The following is a 21,766-nucleotide window of genomic DNA, read 5'->3' as shown; positions in this document are numbered from 1 at the left end:
GCTTAAAGACCTGCGCGGCTCGCGTCGAGGCAAGTTCCGAACGGGCGGAGGGGGCGGATGAGGAAAGTGCCGGCCAGCACCGACATTTCCGCTGCGAGCTGGAGGGCACGCCATGATACGGCAATCGCCACCGCTTCAGGCATCGGCATCACCTGACCCAAAAGCCAGGCCATACCAGCTTCACGAACCCCGATGCCCCCGGGAACTCCGATGGCGAAGAAGCCAATCAACCACGCCATGCCGTCCACCGTGGCGAAGAAGGTCAGACCTTCACTTTCGGGAAGGAATGCCAGCACCAGCACCTGAAGCAGTGCCGCATGAAACAGACACAGTCCCAAGTAGGATGCGAACGCACGCAGCAGGGACGAAGCTTTCCAGGAACGTTCACGCAGCGGGGCCAAACGTCCGACGATCGCACGCCACAGGCGACCGCGGAAAACCAGCACCACCACGCAAGCCGCGACGCCGAGCAACGCCGCCACCTGCACCACCGCCGCATCCGGCAGTTCGATCAAGCCTGCCAACAAACGGCCCGACCCGATCAGACCAACCAGTGCGAGCACGCTCCAGGCGGCAATCGTGAGGAGGAGCTCTGCGACGAGGCTGGCGCCGGCGACTGAGCGTTCCACCCCGATTTCAGGAGCCTTTACCACCCGCGAAGCATACCCCCAGATGCCTCCGGGAAGCCACTTCATCACTTCACTCCGGATCCACAGACGAGTCGCCTTCACCCGTCCAGGGTTTTCGCCAAGTCCGGCAAGCACATCACTCCAGATCGAGGCATTGAACCAGGTGTAGACCACGAGGCCGGCGAAAACCGCCAACAGCAACAGCCCGTTGGCATTCGCAGCCGAGGCGGCAGCCGCAGGAAGCTGTGAGCCAAATCCCACCAGAAGCATTCCCACCGCCACCAGCGGCAGCATTCTTTTGATCCAGATTTTCATGATGTTAGAAAGTTTGCAGGAGTTATCCAATAACGGGGATTCCGACCGGATTGCTGATTTCACGACCTTGATAAATGCCCACGGTGAGTGCGGCGCAGCGATTCCAGTCGAAGACACGTGCGGCGTGTAGACGACCGTTCTCGCCGAGTTGCTGGGCCAGCTGCGGGTCACCGAGCACTCGCAGAATCGCGGCGGCCAGCGCTGCTTCGTCCTTTTCAGGAACAAGCAAACCAGTTTCGCCATCAATGATCACGTCCACGATCCCACCGACGTTCGAGGCAATGACGGGTTTGCGGTTGGCGAGCGCTTCGATGAGCACCACGCCAAGCCCTTCGGTATCACCCTTGTCATCGAAGATCGCGGGGTGCACGTAAGCGCTGCAATCACGGTAGAGCTCACCCAGTTCCTCATTCGAGACAAAGCCCGCGAAGCGCACGGAGTTTTCCAGCCCGAGCCCTTTGGAAAGCGCTTCCCACTCGGCCTTGCAGTCACCCTCACCGGTGATCACCAGCTTGACCTCCTGCGTGGCGAGCACGGCGGGCAAGGCGCGCAGCAGCACATCGATGCCCTTGCGCTGAATCAGTCGGCCACAGAACAGGAGCGACGGCACCTTATCCGCCGACTCCTCCCCAGAAGTCTCGGTGTCCGATACCGTCGCTCCATAGGGCACCACTTTGGATGCAAAGCCACACAGACGCTTCACTTCGACCGCGGTGTGAGAGCTGTTCACGCAGATCTCATCGGCCTGGCTCAGGAAAAATTTCAGTGCCCAGCGGATCACCTTGCTGTTGCGAGCCAGGGCGAGCTCCGCTCCGTGGCACATGGCGACCACGCGCACTCCGAGGATCCACTTTGGCAGCAGGGCCCAGAGGCCGTGAGGGAATGGCCAGTGGATGTGGAGCACCCGGGTCCGATCGCGCACGCACCAGTAGAAGATCGAAAGCATGCCCATCAGCAAGTACGGCAGAGCTAGTAGTTTGTAGCCAAGCGAGCGGGACTTGCTCGGAGCGCCCGAGTCATGCGTCAGCGTTTCGCTGACCTTCGGCGCGTAGCGGAAGCGACGGACCTCCACGCCATCGATCTCATGCTTGGCGAGTCCGCGGAAGGATGGCGCGTAGATTTTCAGCGAATCGAGCTGATCGACCGTGCGACGAGCCATTTCGCGCATCCATGGAACCTGGTGGTCGTCCTGGCTGCGGGCGTAGGTCGAGGTGACGACCGCCACGCGTGGGCGGTTGCGACGGCGGGTGAAGGAAGAGAGAAGTGTGCTCATGGGGAGTCAGAGTTGAAGTGATTGAAGGGGGGGCGGCCCAAGCTCAGGCAACCTGCTTGAGACGGTCGAATTCGTAGCTCTGGGGCGCGGCGAGCGTGCCCTCAGTGAGGTCAACCGGCAGCGTGCGGCCTTGTTTCATTTCGCGGTAGACGCCGTGCTCAAGCTGCAGCCCCTGACCGATGAAAAGCATTGCGGCGATCCCGAAGAGCACGCCCGCCATGGCAGGAAGCGCGGCAGCCATGCCGGCAATCGTCAGACCAAGAGCGGCCGTCCAGAGTGTCGCGGAGAGGAGTCCGGAAAGCATCGCAAGGCGGCCGAAGAAGTGCATCGGGCGATTGCGGTAGGTCTTGAGGAAGCTGACCGTGGTCATGTCGAAGATGCCACAGAGGATGCGTTTCACTCCATACTTGCTCACTCCGAACCGGCGGGCGTGATGCTGCACAACGATCTCGGCGGTTTTGTAGCCTTCGAAGGAAGCCAATGAAGGAACCATGCGGTGCATCTCACCATACATCGGGAGCACCTTGACCACTTCCTTGCGGTAGGCTTTGAAGCCACAGTTGTGGTCGTGCAGCGGCACGCCGACCAACTTGCTCAGCACGGCATTGAAGACCCGACTTGGCAGCACTTTGTGCCATGGGTCGTAGCGCTTCTGCTTCCAACCAGTCACGATGCCGTAGCCCTCTTCGATCTTCTCGAGGAAGCGGGGGATCTCGTTGGGATCGTCCTGAAGGTCGGCGTCCATGGTGAAGATGACGTCGCCGGTGGCTTCCTTGTAACCGAGCGCCAGCGCATCGGCCTTACCAAGATTTCGACGGAAGCGGAATGACCGAACCGTGCCCGGATTCAACCGCGCCAAACGGCTCATTTCGCTCCATGTATTGTCAGTGCTTCCGTCATCGATGAAGAGAACCTCCCATTCGCAGGAGAGCTTTTCCATTTGCTCGGCAATGCCAGTGAAGAGGATTTCCAGGGTTTTTTCCTCGTTCATCGCTGGGATGATGAAGGATACGCTGTGGACGGGAGTGGTGTTGCTCTTGATGTTCATGTTGTTTGTGGGTCGATTGACAGAACCTCTTAATCAGCGCCCGTGCCACCGCCCCTAATGGACATCGCAACCCATTGGAAATCAGCATTTAGAAAAAGTTTGTCGAAAACGACGCCAGGGGCCGTCTTTTGAAAATCCGGCAATATTTACCGGTTCAGGAAAAGCTTACCGGAAAGCTCTACCGCCCTCCGCTGGATTACTTCGGACATATTGACCAATCCGGTTCGGTTTCTATAATCCACGTCATGCTCCGCGCCGGCCGCCTCATTTCTCTCGGCACGGTCGCGACCTTATCCCTCAGCTCCTGTATCACTGTGGGCCCCGATTATGAGGATCCCGATCTCGCGGTTGCGGACGAATGGGATTCCCTTGGAGGATCGACCGCGGTCCCCGATTACTGGACTCAGCGTTTGAGCGCTGACCAATCCGCCCGCCGCACCGGCGCTGAGCTTTGGTGGCGGCAGTTCAATGACAGTTCGCTCAACCATCTCATCACCCACGCCCGCACCAGTCATCCGACTGCAGCAGCCGCTGATGCCCGCATCCGTGAAGCTCGCGCCCAGCGCAATGTCCTTGCCGCCGCATGGTCTCCGTGGTTCGGCACCGGAGGCGAAGTTCAAATGGGCGAGAACAACCCAAGCACCTTCGGAGGCACCACCGGTAGCTCTTTCTCCACCAACTTCATCTCCACCGTCGAAGCGGGGTGGGAGGTCGACCTCTTCGGTGGGACTCGCCGAGGCGTGGAAGCCGCCACCGCCGAGTGGCAGGCCGCCATCGAATGGCAGCGCGATGCGCTCGTCGTGCTCAGTGCCGAAGTCGCCCTACAATACATTGCCACCCGCACACTTGAAGAACGGCTCGCACGTGCCACTCAGGCAGTGGCCGATTTCAGCGAGCTCCACGAGATCCTCAGCAATCGTCAGGGTGAAGGACTCACTCCGGAGGCCGACGTGGTCGAATCCAGAGCCCAATTGCTCACTCGCCAAGCCCGCCTGCCCAAGCTTGAGCAGGAAATGAAGGTTGCCCGCATCCGTCTCGCGAATAGCTCCGGCCTCTACCCCAATGCTCTGGCGGCGCTGTTGAAAAAGAACATCGGCATCCCGGTGCCGCCACCTAAAATCCTCGTTGCCATGCCCGCCGATGCCCTGCGCAACCGCCCCGACGTACGCCGCGAGGAACGAAAACTCGCCGCCCAAACCGCACGTATCGGTCTGGCCGAATCCGAGCTCTACCCAAAGCTATCCATCTCCGGAGCCCTGAGTTGGGAAAGCACCTCGGCCTCCGACCTCTTCAGCCAGGCCAACCGTGCCTTTGGCTTCGGACCCAAACTCAAGTGGCGTATCTTCGAAGGTTGCAAGATCCAGAACCGCATCGCCGAAGAAGAGGCCCGCACGGATATCCGACTGGCTGCCTATCAGCAGCAGGTTCTCGATGCCGTCGCTGAAATTGAGATCGCCCTCACCCGGCTCGATACCGAACAACGCTATGCCGCCGCCCAATCCGCCGCCGCCAAGGAACATCTCAAGAGCACCAAGCTCACTCGCGAGTCCTACCTTGCCGGCCTCGTCGATATCCGGCGGCTGCTCAATGCACTCATGGATTATCACGACGCACGTGATGAAGAAGCCGCCGCGCTCGGCCGCCGAGCGGGTTTCGCCGCAGCCCTGTTCAAATCGCTGGGCGGCGGTCAGATTCCCGATGCCTGAAAGGGAGCCATCACATCAAGCATCACCTTCTCAAGCTCACGACCATTGATCGGTTTGCTCAGGTAGTAATCCATTCCCGCCTCCCGGCAGGCCTCCTGATCCGCCTCCATCGCGTTTGCCGTCACCGCCACGACCGGTAGAGTTCTAACAGCCTCACCCGCTTCGCCGGCACGCAGACGCTGGGTCGCCTCCAGCCCGTCCATTTCGGGCATCCGCATATCCATGAGCACAATGGAAATGTCATCCGCCATCTTCAAGGCCTCAAGGCCTTCCCGTCCATTGCTCGCCACCTCCACGGCGAAGTTCAGTTTTTCCAGCATCAGCTTCAGCAAGCGAGCATTCACCGGGTGATCTTCTACTACTAGGACTTTAGTGCCCCCTCCATTCAACAAGGCGGCACTCCGGTGGCCCTCAGGTTGCGAACTCACGCCCTGAGTTGCCACTTGCCTCAAGGGAATCTCTACCACGAACTCCGCTCCGCGATCAGGCAGGTTCGCCGCGCGGATTTCACCGCCCATCGCCTCCACGAGACGACGGCAAATCGCCAGTCCTAAGCCGGTGCCTCCGTGACGCCGTGTCGATGAGAGGTCGACCTGGAAAAAGGCCTCGAACAGCCTTTCTCCATCCTGCTCTGGAAAACCAATTCCTGAATCCCTCACCGAAAATTTCAACTTCTTCGAACGGAGTTTTTCCAGAGATATCGTCACTGTTCCCTCATCGGTAAATTTCACCGCATTTCCCACCAGGTTCATCATTACTTGGCGCAGCTCCGTCTTCGCGCCCATGATCATTGAGGGAACGTCTTCTGCCACATGAACTTGTAATTTGAGCTTCTTGCCATCGGCCACTCCCTGATGCAGCGCTACGGTGTTTCGGACGAAAAGCCCGGGATCAAAGGGCTCATTTTTCAACACGATTCGACCACTCTCCGCACGTGAGAAATCCAGAATGTTGTTAATCAACCCTAGCAGCACATCACCACTCTTCCGGATCATCTCGACCGAGTTGCGCTGATCCGAAGACATCTCCGAACTTTCCAACAAGTTGGTAAATCCTAGGATGCCATTCAATGGAGTGCGGATCTCATGACTCATCGTCGCCAAGAAGACCGACTTTGATTCATTCGCAAGTTCCGCTGCCTCCATCGCCTCTCGGATTTCATTCTCTTTATCGCGTTGTTCGGTCACATCACGCACGATGCCCTGCACCACCCTCTCCCCGCCCAGTTCGAAAGCATTCGCCCACACTTCCGCGGTGAAGTCCGTTCCGTCGCTACGCGAGAACTCGCATTCGTAGCGATGGCGCCCACGCTCTGCCACTTCCTCCATCGCCAGTCGGCATCCCGTCAAAGCGCGTTCAGGGTGAAGGTCTGCGAGGCTCTTCGCCGTCATCTCCTGTCGCGACCATCCCAACAACTTGCAGAGAGTTTCATTCACGTCGAGGATCCGGCCTTCAAGATCGTGCAGGACGATCCCGTCCAGTGACTGCTCGAACACTGTACGAAACTTCCGCTCCCGCTCGATGATGGCCGCTTGGCTCTTCTTCCGCTGACTGATGTCGCGAAAAATTGCGTAAACACGGCTTTCTCCACCGATTTGAAAACTACTTCCCACGACCTCCGCAGGAAACGTCGAGCCATCCGACCTCCGCAGTTCTGTTTCGTAATGACAACGTCCCACCCCCTTGATCTGATCGAAAGCGTTCGTTGCCTGCTCCCGGTGATCAGAACTCACAAGATCGGACAACTTCCCTCGAAGCAGCGCTTCACGCGATAGCCCGAAGGTTTTGACCACGCTATCACTTGCCTCACGAATGCGCCCCTCGAAATCAATAATCAGGATTGAGTCCATCGACGCATGGAACAGCGACTCGTAGCGCTGTTCTGTGACCTTCATTTCACTCTTCGCCTCTCTGCGCTCCACTTCTCCGCCGACACCACTTCCGAGAAACTCGGCGACCATTTTGCTGAGCTCATCCAGTTTTTTATCCGGGCCGAGAATGATAACAATCACCCCGACTCGGCGCATGCGGATCTCTAACGGGATAAACACATAAGTGGTTTCATTATCCCGCCACTCCTCTATTTGCCGCGATTCTAGGCCCCGCCTCCATATTGTCTCACTGATTTCCTGGCTGTCTCGCCAGCCCATACTCCAGCGCGGCTGTACTTCACCGCTCTTCATTCTAACCACCAGACCTCCTCTCGCGTCGAGCAACCGGCCTGCCTCGTTCAGCAAGCGATGAACGTTGGCTTCATGGTCTTCACCCAGCGACAAAAGCACATTGGTCAGCCGAAACACCGCACGCCGGTAACCTTCTAGGATCTCTCCCTGAGTACTCAGCAGCTTCTCGAGCTCTTGATTTACCTCATAAAGCTCACCGCTCTTCGCCTCTAACAGGCGTTCCGCCTCGGAGCGGGCGGTCCGCTCTCTCGCCAGACGGCGCTGCCAACGTGTCTCGATATTAGGGCTGTCACTCATTCACACCTTATGATGAAACGCGTACCGTCCTCGATCGGCTCACGCTCGACCGTTCCCTGTTTGTTGAAATGGGAGATGCAGCCTTCAATCAAGCCATGGCACACGTCATCGAGATGTCGGCTGGAACGATAGATCATTTCCAATACCTGTGGCTCCAGACGCCTCGTCTCGAAGCTAGGCAACTCCGCATCCGGATAGAGCTTACGCACTTCTACATGAATGTAGTTTTCCACACCCTCGAGAAAATCCAGGACCGAGTCGGTCTTTCCGACGAACTGTGGATAAGTCGTCGCAAGCTTGCTAAAAAGGTGCTGACCATAGACCCGCAACAGGTCCGGAACCTCCACGCCACTACGTTTGCTGAGCTCCACCACCAGTGCCACGATCTCCTGATGATCGTAGGTCCCCACTGCGGTATACGCCCCACCTGATGGCAGGTCGCAGGCATCAATGATGTCGTCCACCATGTCCGCATCCCACTTTTCCTCCACTAGTCCGAGAAACTCGGTAAATATCACTCCTTTCATAAAATCCTGATCAGTCAGCGGTTAAACCATGCCGTTTCATTTTGTTGTAAACCGACTTCTCTGCAATCCCCAAACGACGCGCCGCTTCTGCCTTGTTGCCATCGCATGCCGCGAGCGTTTGGCGAATCGCCTCGATCTCCAGCTGCTCAAGCGTCAGACCTGACAAATCGGCTGGCAGAGCACCCGCCGGCCGCTCTCCTTGCTCGCCCTGGATCGCAGGCGGCAGATCCGAAACCCGGATCGTCCGGTCCTCACAGAACGCACTCGCACGCTCCAAAACATTCTCGACCTCGCGCACATTTCCCGGCCATCGATAGGCGGTCAGCCGCTTCTTCGCCGCTGCATCCACCCGGATCGCCCCACAGTTCCGACGCATTGCGATCAGTCCGAGGATCCGATCGACCAGGGCCGGCACATCCTCCAGACGCTCCCGCAAGGGCGGAATTTCCAAGGGAATCACGCTCAGGCGGTAGTAGAGATCCTCTCGAAACTCTCCCGCTCGGATCTTTTCCTCGAAATCGATATTCGTTGCCGCCACCAGTCGGAAGTCCGCCTTGATGAATCCCTCACCCCCGACTCGTTGAAACTCGCGGTCCTGAAGCACGTTCAGCAACTTCGGCTGCAGATCCATCGGCATGTCACCTATCTCATCCAGAAATAGTGTCCCACCTTTCGCCGCCTCGATCTTTCCCATGCGCCGCTTGATCGCCCCGGTGAATGCTCCCTTTTCATGACCGAAGAGTTCGCTTTCCAACAATTCTCTCGGAAGCGCCGGGCAGCTCACCGTCACGAACGGACCGGATGCCGACTGGCTGTTGGCGTGGATGAAGCGTGCCAAGGCACCCTTGCCCACTCCGCTTTCACCCGTCAGCAGCACCGTCGAATTGATGGTTGCCACCTTGCGCGCCTGTTTCAGTAACTGAAGCATCGCCGGAGCCTCCGCCACCATTTCCTTGATGGGTGCGGCGTCACCCAAGGAAGCCCGTAATTCCTCATTCTCCTGCTGTACCTCTCGCAGCTTCGATGCCCGCCTCAGACTCCGGAACAAGTCTTCAAGGTCGAAGGGCTTCGTCTGATAATCGTACGCACCCAGTTTCATTGCCCGCACCGCCTCCTCCGCACGGTTTGCAGCCGTCAGCACCACACTGGGTAGTCCGGGGTGATCCTTTGCCAGTTTTTCTAACAGCTCAAATCCGGACATCCCTGGAAGACCCAGATCCATCAGCACCACCTTCACCTCGTCGTTGATCAGCGGCAGTCCCTCTTCCGCGCTCTCCACCGCCACCGCCCGGAAACCAAAATCTGCCGCCTTGAGCATCAACAAACGTCTCGTCGTCTCATCGTCTTCGACGATCAAAAGATCTGCTGAACGCTTGCCCTCCATCTCCAGCGACCATGCTCAGACTCCCATTCGATGACAAGCTCTGAGGACGTCTCCGTCGGTTCACAATACTGAACGTTCTACCCCACAGTCTCAGTCATCCCGGTAAATTCTACCCGATTTCTCCCTCTCAAGTCCGCTGGCAGGTTTCTTCAAATGAAGCATAACTAATTCACCTGCAACGAAATAGGGATTCGTTAAAACCGCTTGGTATAGCAGCTGCCATGAACTTTCTGCCCCAAGTCGGCGAATCCAAATATGAAACATACACCAACATCACACCGTGCCACGAGATATCGGACATTCTTCGCTACATGCGCCGCTCTCAGCCTTGCCGCCCACGCCGAGACCGCTCCGGTCTTCGAGCCTCAGCCGGATTTTTATCAGGTCATCTCTGGCCAAGTCAATCGGCTCAACGCCCGCTCCGGAGGGTACACCCCTCTCGGACCTAACAACCAATCCTACAACGCTGCCGGCTACAACCCGCTCGATGGTTATGTCTACGCATGGGGACGCTACGCCCCGTACAAGAATCAGCTCATCCGCATCCACGGCGATGGCACCGTCCAAGCGCTCGGCGCATCCAAGCCCAACGACGCCACGTCACCGGAGACCAGCTACTACGCTGCCGATATGGACCGCTCCGGAAACCTCTGGGTGCGCTCTAACAAACTCGATGGTGGCTCCGCCCTCATCAAGATCAACGTCGACTCGAACACCTACGACATCGTGCGCTTCTCAGGAGCATCGGCTGCCGGTGTGGCCGACCTTGTCTATCAGGAAATCGATGGCCGTGCCTATTTCTTCGGGGCCCGCCATCAACGTCTGTTTGTGTGGGACGTCGAGGCCCGGAGCGTCAGACGTGTCGATGTATCCAACCTTCCCGAAGGGCGCACCACCTACGGTGCCGCCTACACTGATAAGAACGGTTCGCTTTTTGTTTCCAGCAACAAAGGAGGAGTCTACCAGATCCTGAACTTCACCACCGACAGCCCGCGCGCCGTCTATCTTCTCGATAGCGCCGTCACCAACAACAACGACGGCTGGAGCATTCCCGAAGAGGAAAGCCCGATCATCATTCCTGAGAACCAACCGCCCGCCATCACCATGGGAGAGTCCGCCACCACGGATCTTCCGGGCGCCTGCATTAGCATGTCCCTCAACATCAGCGATGAAGGCCTGCCACTCGACGGAGACGGTCTGAGCATCAAGTGGACTCAGGAAAGTGGCCCTGGCGTGGCCAAGTTCTCGCGTGATCACCGCGCCACGACTGACATCTCGTTCTCAACAGACGGCGACTACGTCATCCGCGTCTGCGCCAGTGATGGTCAATATGAAGTGAGCGAGGATTTCAACGTCTCAGTGAGCGGTGACGATGTCACCAGCATCAGCACCTATGCCGTATCCGACGATGAATACCGCCAGGCCCGCCGTGTCTGGGCACAGGTGAAGGAACAGCTCAATTGCCGTCGTGAAGGCACTCCATTGGAGCAGGAGAAACTTGGCTTCGATCCGGAGGACTTCCATCTCGAGCAGGACTCCGAGGTCGTCATCACCCTTATTTACGATGGAGGAACCTACCGCAATACTCTCGGCTGGTATGATGCCGCCGCGCCGGAAAGCTACACGACCATCTGGACGGATGCCTCCACCGGTCCGAATCTTCCACTCCGCCAGGGAGCCATGGCTAGCCTCGGCATTCTTCCCGCCGGCACTGATCTTCGCTTCCACCTCAAGCAAGATGGAGCACGCGGAGGAAAGCTCATGATTCATCAGGATGCCGAACGAAATCCCGAAGGTATGGAACACGTCGCCGGGCGTCTCTTCACCGAACTCAACGAAGAACGCCCCCTGATCCTCGCTTTCGAGGATTGGGAATACGGCAAGACCGATCTCGATTACAACGACGTGATTTTCCAGATCCATATCCGTCCCGTGTCCCTCGGCACGACCCAGTATGATAATGTCATCGACGGCGCTCCGGGAATTCACTCGAACCGTCAGGCCCGTGGCGTCGAGCAGCACCTCCGCCGCATTGGCATCGCACGAGCCGATTTCGAGCACATCGGCCAGCTCTACTACATGCCGTCGGAGACGATCACCCTCAGCATGGTTGAAGACCGCAGTTCGATGAAATTCGACCTCTGCGTCTACGATCACGGGGCCATCGATCATCTTGACCCATCGTCGCTGGAATACCGGGTGGCCGCTGCCAGCAGCGCCATCTCTCTGATGGACGACCGCAGCAGTGACATCGGCTCAACCACGAGCTTCAACCCGACCGCGCATGGTCTGTCAGGGAAGACCGTTGGCTTTTTCATCGTTCCTAACAACACGGTAAGCACCTTCCTGAGGAACCCATGGCGCTACACCCCGAAAGGTCAGGGAGACCGCACCAAACGCCAACCGCTGTTTACCCTCAACGGAGCAAACCCGGGACTGAGCGATCAGTTCCTCAGCTTCAAAGGAAATGGCGGCACGGTCTTCGCCATCGAGGACCACAGCCGTCACGAGGATCCCTACCTTCCTGAATCAGGTGATGTCAGCGACAGCACTTTCGATGACATCATCATCCACTTCAGCTCCATCCTCAAACCTGCCGGCAACTTCGACACCGGCTACCGAAGCGGCTCCCCGGACCCGACCACCAAATTCATCGAAGACGACGGACACTCCGCCAGCGACGCGAAAGTCAGTTGCTTCTAAACCTTCCCCCCCCGGGAAACCACAACAAACCGAGCAGGCCCGTGGATCACTCCACGGGCCCTGCTTCGTTCTTTATCCTCCTACCACATTCTATAAACATCCAATCCAATGGAAGACATCGACATCGACCAAATCGAAGCCCTCGGTGGCTTTGGCAGTCCTGACCTCATCGAAATTCTTCAGGATTTCCTCGATGGTCTCGACGCCCACGCCTTGAACCTAGTTTCCCTCTTGGAAAACGGCGACCGGGAAGCCTTCCGAGAATCCGTTCATCGGCTCAAGGGCGGTGCTCAAATGTCCGGCTTTCCCAAGCTCGGAGAACTCGCCACCACTTGGGAAGATCTGGCACGCACCGAGTCATCACCGCTCCCTGCAAAGGACGAACTTCAGCTCAAACTCACGCCCGCCATCCATGCCGCACGCTGCGCATTTTCCCATCATCGCACAGACTGAGCAGGTTCACGCCCTAGTCAAACTTCACACAAATCGCCTTCAGATACTCGGCCTCAGGAAAAGATGCCTGGTGGTCGGAGGCGTGACCTGTGGTCCAGAGCTCCTCACGGCGGCGGCCCGACTGCTCGGCGAGCTCACGGATCATGCCGAGGAACTCTGCGGCGGGGACGTGGGCGGAACATGAAGCGGCCACCAGGATGCCTCCGGGGCGAAGCATCGAAATCGCGCGCGCGTTGAGGTGACGGTAAGCGGAGAGCGCGCCTGCCTGGTCGCGCGCGCGCTTCGCCAGCGAAGGGGGGTCGACGATGATCAGATCAAACTTCCGCTCACTCTCGTCCATCCACTTGAAGGCATCGGCCTGCAGCGTTTCGTGAGGCACAGCCGCGATGCGTGCGTCCTCGGCATTGAGTTTGAAGTTCTGGACGGCGCTCTCCAGCGCATGGGCACTGATATCCAGATCCGCCACACTTTTCGCCCCGCCGCGGGCGGCGTAGAGGGAAAAGCCTCCGGAGAAACTGAAGACATTCAGCACCTCACGACCCTTCGCCAGCTTTTCGACCCGTGCCCGGTTGTCGCGTTGATCGAGAAAGAACCCGGTTTTCTGACCGTGCCGCACTGCCGATTCGAAACGGATGCCGTTCTCCAGAAACACCACCACCTCAGCTCCCTCGGGGCCACGGAATCCTTCCTCGAACTCCGAGGTTTCTAGTAGATGACGGTTCATCCTCAGAACGAGGAACTTCGGCGCGAAGACCTCACGCAGGATCGATTCGATCTCATCCCAGCGTTGCAGCCACGCCGCCGTGTAGACCTTGACCACCAAGGTGTCCGCGTAGCGATCCGCCACCAACCCCGGAAAGCCATCGCTCTCGCCATTGATGCAGCGCGCCCCATTGGTGGCTTCGTTGAAAACCTCATCGCGTCGGCCCTTCGCCGCCAGCGCCCGCGACAGCCACCACGCCCGATCAATGGTCGCCGGCTTCCCACAGTGCACGATGCGGACCCGAATCGGCGAATCCGGATCATAGAACCCCAGCGCCATGAAGCGGTCCTTGCGGTCATACATCACCGCCATTTCACCCGCCTCGCCCTCGCGGTTCTGCGACCTGATGCTGTCTCCAAACACCCAGGGATGGCCTTTCCGCACCGCGCTCTCGGCACGCGGATAAAGTTGGAGCCTGAGCCGGGCTTGCGGTCGGGGATCGCTCATGTGCCTGTCATCAACACAGCCGAAGCCGCACCCGCCAAGTCCGCAATTACCCGGATTGGCAAATTGAAGGATTCGCCGCTACCTTCAGTCCACACCCCATGCAGCCGCCATGCGCCATCATCTGCCCGTCCATCTAGCGACTCTGCTCGCGATGGCTTCGGCGTCGCATGCCATGCAGTTGCGCAGCTATTCGTCGAGCCGCCATGATCGCTTCACCGGCTTTCCTGACGCCCCCGTGATCCGGAACACGCCGATTTACGAGGGCAACCAGTTTCTCGGGGTCGGCTGGCGGGCCTCCGCTCCGCAGTGGCAGTTCGTCCTCGTCACCCGGTCTCATCTGCTTTTTGCCACCCATGCAGCGCCCCCCATCGGCGCCGAGATTTGTTTTCTCAGTGGGGATGCACAGGTGGTTTCCCGCACGATCGCGGCAAGAACCGTGATCACGAACAGCGACGGAAGTGCCTCCGACCTGATCCTCCTCGAGCTCAATTCGCCGATCGAGAGAAGCCAAAACGTCCCCCCACTGCCCTACCTCGATCTTGGCCTCGACCGACGGTATCTTCAAACGAACGCCACGGTTTTCGGCAAAACCGCACGGGTCGGCAGCGCCGTCTACGACGAGTTCGTCGAGATCGGCGGTTCGGGCCTCAACAAGACCTCGGCCATCTCGTTTCCCTACGTCTTTGAGACGGGAGGCGAAGACGATGCCCGGCTCGAATCCGGAGACTCGGGGTCACCGCAGTTTGCCGAAGTCGATGGCTTTCTCGGCCTCGTCGCGATCAATTCCGCCATCGAAACCGAGGACCAATTTCAGTCCAACCTCGGCAGCTTTGTCCCCCACTACATCGAGCAGCTGAACTACGTTCTTTCGCCACGCGGTTATCGCATGACCCCCACGCATGGAGATCCGACCGAGCTGGAGGGAAGCTTTTCGGTCACCACTTCGACCCCGCGTCAGGGAAATCCGCTTTCGATCAGCGTCACCCTGCACAATACGGGGGGCCAGGCGGCTGGCAACCTTGAAGCCGAATTCCATTTTCCCGCAGGAGGGGAGCCGGACAGCATCAGCGGTCCCAGCTGGGTCGAGACCAGCGGCAGCGACCGGCGAATTCTCCGACTCGCCGAAATCGACACGCAGGAAAGCAGCGTCATCACCCTCACCTGGCTCTCGGCCCCGCTGATGGAAAGCCTCGATTGGAGCGTCGATTGGCGCTCCGACAAATCGCCCGACGGCTCCCTGATCGACTCGCTTTCCCTTGGTCCATCCTACCACGCATGGGCTGCCGAACTCGTCCTCGGCGGTCAGGACGATGATCCCGACGGCGACCAACGGACCAATCTTTTGGAATACGCTTTTGGCAGTGATCCGGAGGATGGGCGCCACCTCCTCGCCAATGGGGAATCTTCCCAACTGAGCATGACCCGATCGGGGAGTCACATAATTTTGAGCTTCCCGGAGCGCGACGATGCCGCCGTCCGGGGTCTGACGTATTCTCCGGAATGGTCGCAGGACCTGCAGCCGGGCAGCTGGTCCGGCGACCCGCCGGCAGCGCTCAGTTCATCGGCTGCCCCCTACCTTCCAAACGTGCCCGGATTCCTCAGAAGAACGATCAGCTGGAGATGGGACGATCGCCGCCAGTTCGCCAGGATCACCATCAGCCTCAGCGAATAGACCAAATACCGCTCATCCCGCGTGGCAGAAAACGACTCGGATTTCGTGGAAAACGCACTCATCCGGGAGTTGCGAAAGTTTGTGATCGAACCCAACGTAAGCGCGTCTTAACCATCCAAGCTTATGAAAACACTGTTGATTTCTCTCTTCACCCTCGCTGCAACCGTACTCGGTGCCACCGCTCAAGACGCCGTCAAACTTGAGATCACCGGCAACGACCAGATGCAGTACGACAAGAAGGAGCTGACCGTCACCGAAGGCCAGAAGGTCACGCTGACCCTCAAGCACGTCGGCAAACTCCCGAAGGCTGCCATGGGCCACAACGTCGTGATCCTGAAGGCCGGCACCGAGATTCCACCCTTCGCCATGAAGGCCGCACCGGCTGCAGCCAGCGACTACATTCCCCAGGATGAGGAGTCGAAGAAGCTGATCGTTGCCCACACCAAGATGGTCGGCGGCGGCGAAACCACATCCGTCAGCTTCACCGCGCCGGCTGCAGGTGAGTATCCCTACATCTGCACCTTCCCCGGCCACTTCGGACTGATGACCGGCAAGCTCATCGTCAAGGCCAAGTAAGCTTTCCCCATTTCACTCAAACGCCGCAACCCTCACGGGATGCGGCGTTTTTCGTTTGGGGTTTTTGGGATTCTTGAAAATTGTAGAAGCCTCAGGCCTTGGTCTTCAGCAGGTCGCGGATCTCCGTGAGTAGCTTTTCCTCTGCCGATGGCTCCGGTGGTTTTGGATCCGGCTTGGCCTCTTCCTTCTTCATCGCACCCAGCGCTTTCTTGACCACGATGAAGACCGCAAAGGCCAAAATCAAAAAGGACAGAAAGGCGGTAAAGAAATTACCATAGCCGATCACCGCCGCCCCGGCTTCCTTTGCCGCTGCGTAGGACTCATACTCCGTGTCGGTCAAGTTCCAGTATTTTGAGCTGAAATCGATCCCGCCCGGAGTGAGCGCGCCGATCGCCGGCATGAAGACGTCATCTACCAGCGATTTGACCACCGTGCCAAAGGCACCTCCGATGATGATCCCGACCGCCATGTCGATCATGTTGCCCTTGAAGGCAAATTCTTTGAATTCCTTAAGCATAGTTCTTAGAGGTTGTTGTTCGTGCTCGCGGCTCGATTCCCAATCCCTACTGAAATGGAGCGGGGTCTTCCAGAATCTTTGTTCGCCGATTCCCAGTGCCCGAAAGACTCCGGCAATCTCTAGACTCGCCCTTTGACATCCAGCGCCGCCGGCACCACGCTGCGCGGCGAACCGCAAAAGTTCCTTATTATGGCATACGATCTCATCGTCATTGGAGGTGGACCCGCCGGCTATGTAGCCGCGATCCGCGCCGCCCAGCTCGGAAAAAAAGTTGTCTGCGTCGAGGCTGATCGCGCGGGTGGCACCTGCCTCAACTGGGGCTGCATCCCGACCAAAGCTCTGCTCAAGAACGCCGAGCTCTACCACACAATGGCTCATCGTGCGAAAGAGTTCGGGCTCTCCTTCGACAATCTCAGCTACGACTGGTCTGCCGTCGTCGGCCGCTCACGCAAGGTCTCCGACAAGCTCGCCGGCGGCATCGAGTACCTCTTCAAAAAGAACGGCGTCGAGTATGTCCGCGGCCACGGTGCCGTCAGTGCTCCCGGCAAAGTCGAGGTGACCGCCAAGGATGGCGCGAAATCGAGCCTCGAAGCGAAGCACGTCATCATCGCCACGGGTTGCAAGACCCGCGACCTCCCCGGACTTCCCTTCAACGGCAAATCGGTCATCGGCTCGAAAGAGGCGATGAATCTCCCGACCCAGCCGAAGGAAATGATCATCATCGGCGCCGGTGCGATCGGCGTCGAGTTCGCCTACATCTACAACGCCTTCGGCACCAAGGTCACCGTCATTGAAATGATGGACCGCATGGTTCCCGTCGAAGACGACGAGATTGGCAGCGCCCTCGAAAAGTCCTTCACCAAGCAAGGCATCCGCTGCCTCACCGGTCACAAGGTCACCGCCACCAAGGACCTCGGCAACAAAGTCGAGATCACCGTGGAAGGCGCCAAGGAGAACGGCACCATCTCGGCCGATGTCTGCCTCGTCGCCATCGGCGTGCAGCCCGTCCTCCCCGGCGGCGAACAGCCCGCCCTCAGTGAGCGCGGCTACATCAATGTCGACGAGCGCTACCAGACCTCGATCGAAGGTGTTTACGCCTGCGGCGACATCACCGGTCCGCCATGGCTCGCCCACACCGCTTCCTTTGAAGCCATCCAGCTCGTCGAAGGCCTCTACGTCGACGGCCATACGCCACGCAAGGTGAAGAATTTCCCCGGCTGCACCTACTGCCATCCGCAGGTTGCGTCCGTCGGAAAAACCGAGCGCGCGCTCAAGGAAGAAGGTGTCGAATACACCGTCGGCAAGATCCCCTTCATGGCGATCGGCAAGGCCATCGCCGCTGGCGAGCCGGACGGCTTCGCCAAGCTGCTCTACGGCAAGAAACACGGCGAGCTGCTCGGTGCCCACATCATCGGCGACAACGCCACCGAGCTGATCGCTGAAATGGGCCTCGCCCTTGATCAGGAGCTGACGGTTGATGACATCCACGCCACCATCCACGCCCACCCGACGATGAGCGAAGTCATTCACGAAGCGACCCTCGCATCCGAAGGTCACGCGATTCACTTCTGATCCATCTAACAAAGTTCCCGAAAGGCACGCCGGTCACCCGGCGTGCCTTTTTTTGCGTAAGGGTGCAGGGCCAGGCTCCAGACATGTGATGCTCGGGTCGAGTCCATGTGACACTGATCTTCTCCGGGCTCCGAGAGCATCGAGAGCAGTTCGGCTGTCGGAAACAGATGGCGATGGTGACCCAATTGTCGAAACGGGAAAAACCCCGGCTCATCAGGCTCCCTCTGACCATGCGAGCGGAACCTGGCCCCTCCACCGCCGGTGAACCTGTCTCGCTTCGCGGGATCTCTACCGGTAGGATGGAAGTGTGTCAGGTGGCCAACACGCCCCGCTTGCGGCCTTGTCCGAAGGAGCTCCGACTGATATTTTCGCGCCACTATGAGCCAATGGTACTACGCCCACGACGGGAAGCAGAGCGGACCCGTCCCCATCTCCGAACTCCAACGCCTTGCCAGCGACGGCAAGTTTGACCCGGAAAAAGACCTTGTCTGGCGTGAAGGCCAGCCGGATTGGAAGCCTGCTTCCACCGTTCCCGAACTGGAATCCCTGTTTAAAAAGAAGAGCCCCGTCGAGCCTCCCGTTGCCGAAGGATCCGCCCCTGCCTCAACGACACCTACCGCGTCCTACGAAGCTCCGCGCTCGGAACCGGCTCCATCCTATCAGACTCCAAGTGCCGCTCCGGTGGGTGCTCAGAAAAGCATTGGTCTCGCCGTCGCCTCCATGGTCTGCGGGTTGCTCGCGCTCTTTTCCTGCGTCCTCTGGTTTGTCGCCATTCCTTTCGGCATCGCCGCCATCGTCACCGGCCACCTCGCCTCGAGTAAGATCAAGCATGACTCCGCACGCTTCGGCGGAAGAGGCCTCGCCCTGACCGGACTGGTCACGGGCTACCTTGGGGTGCTTCTTACGGTCCTGGCCACCGGCTTCGCGGGCTATCTTTTCCTGCAGAGTCCTGAGAAATTAAGGGAAATGGGATTCCCCCAGGAGTTCATCGAATCAATCGAACAGCAAAGGGAGCTCCAGGAGCAGAAGATGGGACAGTAATCTGATTTCCGAATCCACAAAACAACCACACACATGAATCAAAATCCCTACCAAGCACCTGAGCAACAGGGCGGAGGATCCCTCGCGACTCCCGGACTGCGCACTTCCAAGCGATTGAAGAAGATCGATCCGATGAGCGCGGGCATGATCCAGGCCATCATCATGGCGGCATTCGGATTGCTCTACGTGCCCTTCGGCCTGATCCTGATGTTCGGCGGCTTTGCCTCAAACAATGCAGATGCACTTGGGGCAGGCGTGGGCGCCGGTCTGGGCATCATGCTCTTCGCTCCAATCCTCTACGCCATTCTGGGCTTCATCGGAGGAATCATTGGTGCGTTCGTTTACAACGTGGCCGCAAAGTTCACCGGCGGCCTCCGCCTCGAATTCGAAAACGAGTACTAGAAGTCCCGTAGTTCGTCACCGCCTTGCGAAAAGGCCCGTCCCGATACTCGGGGCGGGCTTTTTCATGCCGACCGGGAAGACGGCTCAGGATGCCGCAAAGCAAGCACCGGAAGCCACTCCGCAATTGGTTTCACGAACGGCATCTCTCAGCACGCTCGACAATTTCGGGGCCGCTTCCCGTGCTTCAGATGCCGACCGCATCAAAGGCATCGAAAAAAACCGTCATCCTTCGTATTCCTACTCTCTTCGACTTCAGAGCAAACCGATCATCGAATCGCTGAATTCTCATGACGGCTTCGTTCCTCAGAGGAAAGCGGCGAGAGCATGACGAAGCTCGAAGGAAGTCGCTATTGGAAAGCCGGGAACGTTTTGGAATCGCCCATTCGGGAAAAAATCTTCATCTCGCTTGAATAAGTTCTGAAGACTTGGGGTCGAACGACGTGAATCCCAATTCAACAGACCATGAAGAAATTTCTAACACTCATCGTTGCTGCAGCAGCCGCCTGCATCGCTGTTCCTAATGCCGAGGCACGCCCGAAGCATGCCGGTCACACCTATGTCAGCGGCCGGAGCGCCTGCGGATGCGTCGTCTACTCGCAACGCTTCATTTCCTACTACGATCATTGTGGTCACCCGGTCTATAGCGTGCGCGCCCTGCCGGTGAATCACCGTTGCCGCCCCACCGTCCATCATCCGAAGTACCGCACGAAGCATGTGCACCCGAAGCCTGGTTACTATCGCAACGAACGGGGCATCAGCATCTCCTTCGGATCCCATCATTCTTCCCACGGAAGTCACCATTCGAAGAACGGTCACAGACGCTGAGGTCATCGCCGACTGAGGGACCGCCATGCGCACCTGCGCTTGGCGGTCGTGTTTTGTCCGGAAGGCGCGATTTCTTGCCAAGCACTCGGGTAACGGCCATTTCTATTTCACGGAATGAAAGTCCTCCTCTTCGCATCACTCATCGCCACCGCTTGTCATTCGTTCGCCGGACAGGCTGCCGATGAGTTGCTCGCCGCCTTTCAGACAAATCTCGAGAACGGTCGATCGATCGAGCCACTTTGCGAATCACTCAACGATGTCGATGGCTCGGTGCTCCGAGATCTCAATCAACAACTCAACAAAGCGTGGCCGCTCGTCAGTGACCGCTACTACACCGCCCTCCAATCCGCGAGCAAGCAAGATGGGGGGAGTAACCAGAGCCAGATTCGCCAACTGCGTGAGGATTTCATGGAAGTCTACTCAATGGGCGAAGCGAAGATGAAGCCTCTCCTCAAAACCATCAGCATGCCGGCCGTCGAAAAGTTGCGGAAATTGATCGCACCGACGCCGAACGAGCTGGTCGCCGCCGGCTCTCCCGAGCTCAAGGCCCTTCGTGACGCGGCCTTGAAACTCGGTACTTTCCGTGATGCTTCACTCAATGCCGAGATTTCCACCACGCCATCCAATTCGGTCCAATCAATGAGGGCACGAGAGAGGGAAATCGCCGAGTCGGCCAGCGCGTTGCCACGTGAGGGGTTGAGGGTTCTCGCCAAGAATCGCAGCACCGCCGAAAAGGACGAGATTCCCGCCGAAGAGGCGCGCGGCATCGAAGAATGCAACTTGTGGCGGCTTTATCTGGGTCTCAGCGCCCTCGAACTCGACCCTAAGCTTTGTGATGCTTCACGCGATCACTCGAAGGACATGGCTGAACAACAATTCTTTGCCCATGATTCTCCCGTCAAAGGGAAGACGACGCCATGGGATCGCGCCGCGAATTTCGACACCACCTCATCCGGCGAAAACATCTACATGGGGTCCACCGACCCCCATGCAGCCAACCTCGGCTGGTTCTATTCGCCCGGCCACCACAAGAACATGTTCAACGCCGCCCAGAAACGCATCGGTCTCGGACGCTACGGCAGGCATTGGACGCAGATGTTCGGGCGCTAGGATGCACTCAGCGTCTCCTCAGGCACCAGACCAGTGCCAGTGCTCCGCTCGCCCCCATGATGGCACCGCCTAACAATCCGAGGCCGATGATTCCCGGCTCCCGGGTGATGAAGGCCAGCACCAGCGAAGAGGCAACCAATGCAGGACCTCCGAGTGTAAGGGTCAGCGCAATGGCATAACTCAATCCCGGAAGGATTCGGCTCGCCCAAGGGTGAATGATGGTTTCAGTAGTCATGGTGTTCGTCGTTTTGACGGCACCTTTGTCCACCCTGCCGATGAAGCCCTGATGATGGCTCCGTGAAATCGTCATGGCAGAAAAGTGA

At 58.5% G+C, this 21,766-nt stretch carries 20 protein-coding genes; 11 read left to right on the top strand and 9 right to left on the bottom strand.

The genetic code is table 11. The features are described from left to right. Positions 1-2: 2 nt before the first annotated feature. From ACFQY0_RS09635 to ACFQY0_RS09625, 3 genes are read right to left on the bottom strand one after another with little or no spacing between them, the layout of a single operon-like run. Positions 3-944 carry a hypothetical protein gene (locus tag ACFQY0_RS09635; protein WP_379711695.1) on the bottom strand — a complete coding sequence of 314 codons (942 nt, stop codon included), beginning with the start codon at positions 942-944 and terminating at the stop codon, positions 3-5. 22 nt (positions 945-966) lie between these two features. Next, entirely contained in the window at positions 967-2,217 is a 1,251-nt protein-coding gene (locus ACFQY0_RS09630) for a glycosyltransferase family 4 protein (protein WP_379711693.1), read from the bottom strand. Positions 2,218-2,260: 43 nt separating this feature from the next. Next, entirely contained in the window at positions 2,261-3,265 is a 1,005-nt protein-coding gene (locus ACFQY0_RS09625; protein WP_379711691.1) for a glycosyltransferase family 2 protein, read from the bottom strand. A gap of 245 nt (positions 3,266-3,510) precedes the next feature. Here ACFQY0_RS09625 and ACFQY0_RS09620 point away from each other — a divergent pair, with 245 nt between their 5' ends. Then, on the top strand, positions 3,511-4,971 hold the full coding sequence (locus tag ACFQY0_RS09620) for an efflux transporter outer membrane subunit (protein ID WP_379711690.1): 1,461 nt from the start codon (positions 3,511-3,513) through the stop codon (positions 4,969-4,971). Here ACFQY0_RS09620 and ACFQY0_RS09615 read toward each other — a convergent pair. Genes ACFQY0_RS09615 through ACFQY0_RS09605 form a run of 3 tightly spaced genes read right to left on the bottom strand, consistent with a single transcriptional unit; the run spans position 4,953 to position 9,362 of the window. Continuing rightward, a complete protein-coding gene (locus tag ACFQY0_RS09615) occupies positions 4,953-7,451 on the bottom strand; it encodes a PAS domain S-box protein (protein ID WP_379711689.1) in 2,499 nt (832 codons plus the stop codon). The genes ACFQY0_RS09620 and ACFQY0_RS09615 overlap by 19 nt on opposite strands. Then, positions 7,448-7,978 carry a heme NO-binding domain-containing protein gene (locus ACFQY0_RS09610; protein WP_379711687.1) on the bottom strand — a complete coding sequence of 177 codons (531 nt, stop codon included), beginning with the start codon at positions 7,976-7,978 and terminating at the stop codon, positions 7,448-7,450. The genes ACFQY0_RS09615 and ACFQY0_RS09610 overlap by 4 nt, the downstream gene beginning before the upstream one ends. Before the next feature lie 10 nt (positions 7,979-7,988). Continuing rightward, on the bottom strand, positions 7,989-9,362 hold the full coding sequence (locus ACFQY0_RS09605) for a sigma-54-dependent transcriptional regulator (protein WP_379711685.1): 1,374 nt from the start codon (positions 9,360-9,362) through the stop codon (positions 7,989-7,991). Positions 9,363-9,617: 255 nt separating this feature from the next. On the opposite strand from ACFQY0_RS09605, the gene ACFQY0_RS09600 reads away from it, so the two are divergent. Both ACFQY0_RS09600 and ACFQY0_RS09595 read left to right on the top strand, forming a co-directional pair. Continuing rightward, positions 9,618-12,065 carry a DUF4114 domain-containing protein gene (locus ACFQY0_RS09600; RefSeq protein ID WP_379711683.1) on the top strand — a complete coding sequence of 816 codons (2,448 nt, stop codon included), beginning with the start codon at positions 9,618-9,620 and terminating at the stop codon, positions 12,063-12,065. Positions 12,066-12,173: 108 nt separating this feature from the next. Beyond that, complete coding sequence (locus ACFQY0_RS09595) at positions 12,174-12,518, top strand: Hpt domain-containing protein (protein ID WP_379711681.1); 345 nt, start codon at positions 12,174-12,176, stop codon at positions 12,516-12,518. A 13-nt stretch (positions 12,519-12,531) separates the two neighbouring features. Here the strand turns inward: ACFQY0_RS09595 and ACFQY0_RS09590 are convergent, their stop codons facing one another. Then, the gene (locus ACFQY0_RS09590) at positions 12,532-13,728 is read right to left on the bottom strand and encodes a class I SAM-dependent rRNA methyltransferase (protein ID WP_379711679.1); all 1,197 of its coding nucleotides are present in this window, start codon (positions 13,726-13,728) and stop codon (positions 12,532-12,534) included. A 109-nt stretch (positions 13,729-13,837) separates the two neighbouring features. On the opposite strand from ACFQY0_RS09590, the gene ACFQY0_RS09585 reads away from it, so the two are divergent. Both ACFQY0_RS09585 and azu read left to right on the top strand, forming a co-directional pair. After that, positions 13,838-15,400, top strand: coding sequence for a hypothetical protein (locus tag ACFQY0_RS09585; RefSeq protein WP_379711677.1), 1,563 nt, complete (start codon positions 13,838-13,840; stop codon positions 15,398-15,400). A gap of 123 nt (positions 15,401-15,523) precedes the next feature. After that, positions 15,524-15,976: an azurin gene (gene azu / locus ACFQY0_RS09580; RefSeq protein WP_379711675.1), complete on the top strand. Its 453-nt coding sequence runs from the start codon at positions 15,524-15,526 to the stop codon at positions 15,974-15,976. Between the two features lie 91 nt (positions 15,977-16,067). Here azu and mscL read toward each other — a convergent pair whose 3' ends face one another. Then, positions 16,068-16,493 carry a large conductance mechanosensitive channel protein MscL gene (mscL, locus tag ACFQY0_RS09575; protein WP_379711674.1) on the bottom strand — a complete coding sequence of 142 codons (426 nt, stop codon included), beginning with the start codon at positions 16,491-16,493 and terminating at the stop codon, positions 16,068-16,070. 189 nt (positions 16,494-16,682) lie between these two features. Here mscL and lpdA point away from each other — a divergent pair, with 189 nt between their 5' ends. From lpdA to ACFQY0_RS09545, 6 genes are all read left to right on the top strand, one after another. Next, positions 16,683-18,065 carry a dihydrolipoyl dehydrogenase gene (gene lpdA / locus ACFQY0_RS09570; protein WP_379711673.1) on the top strand — a complete coding sequence of 461 codons (1,383 nt, stop codon included), beginning with the start codon at positions 16,683-16,685 and terminating at the stop codon, positions 18,063-18,065. A 378-nt stretch (positions 18,066-18,443) separates the two neighbouring features. Beyond that, positions 18,444-19,106 carry a GYF domain-containing protein gene (locus ACFQY0_RS09565; protein ID WP_379711671.1) on the top strand — a complete coding sequence of 221 codons (663 nt, stop codon included), beginning with the start codon at positions 18,444-18,446 and terminating at the stop codon, positions 19,104-19,106. A 33-nt stretch (positions 19,107-19,139) separates the two neighbouring features. Then, on the top strand, positions 19,140-19,508 hold the full coding sequence (locus tag ACFQY0_RS09560) for a hypothetical protein (RefSeq protein WP_379711669.1): 369 nt from the start codon (positions 19,140-19,142) through the stop codon (positions 19,506-19,508). A 64-nt stretch (positions 19,509-19,572) separates the two neighbouring features. Continuing rightward, positions 19,573-19,836, top strand: coding sequence for a hypothetical protein (locus ACFQY0_RS09555; protein WP_379711667.1), 264 nt, complete (start codon positions 19,573-19,575; stop codon positions 19,834-19,836). A 134-nt stretch (positions 19,837-19,970) separates the two neighbouring features. Further along, complete coding sequence (locus ACFQY0_RS09550; RefSeq protein ID WP_379711666.1) at positions 19,971-20,333, top strand: hypothetical protein; 363 nt, start codon at positions 19,971-19,973, stop codon at positions 20,331-20,333. A gap of 114 nt (positions 20,334-20,447) precedes the next feature. Further along, positions 20,448-21,443 carry a CAP domain-containing protein gene (locus ACFQY0_RS09545; RefSeq protein WP_379711664.1) on the top strand — a complete coding sequence of 332 codons (996 nt, stop codon included), beginning with the start codon at positions 20,448-20,450 and terminating at the stop codon, positions 21,441-21,443. A gap of 7 nt (positions 21,444-21,450) precedes the next feature. On the opposite strand, the gene ACFQY0_RS09540 is transcribed toward ACFQY0_RS09545, so the two are convergent. Continuing rightward, positions 21,451-21,753: a hypothetical protein gene (locus ACFQY0_RS09540; RefSeq protein WP_379711662.1), complete on the bottom strand. Its 303-nt coding sequence runs from the start codon at positions 21,751-21,753 to the stop codon at positions 21,451-21,453. Positions 21,754-21,766: the final 13 nt, after the last annotated feature.

The organism is Haloferula chungangensis, assembly GCF_042664875.1.
Taxonomy (GTDB): Bacteria; Verrucomicrobiota; Verrucomicrobiia; order Verrucomicrobiales; family Akkermansiaceae; genus Haloferula; species Haloferula chungangensis.
This window is presented reverse-complemented; position numbering and strand designations above follow the sequence as displayed.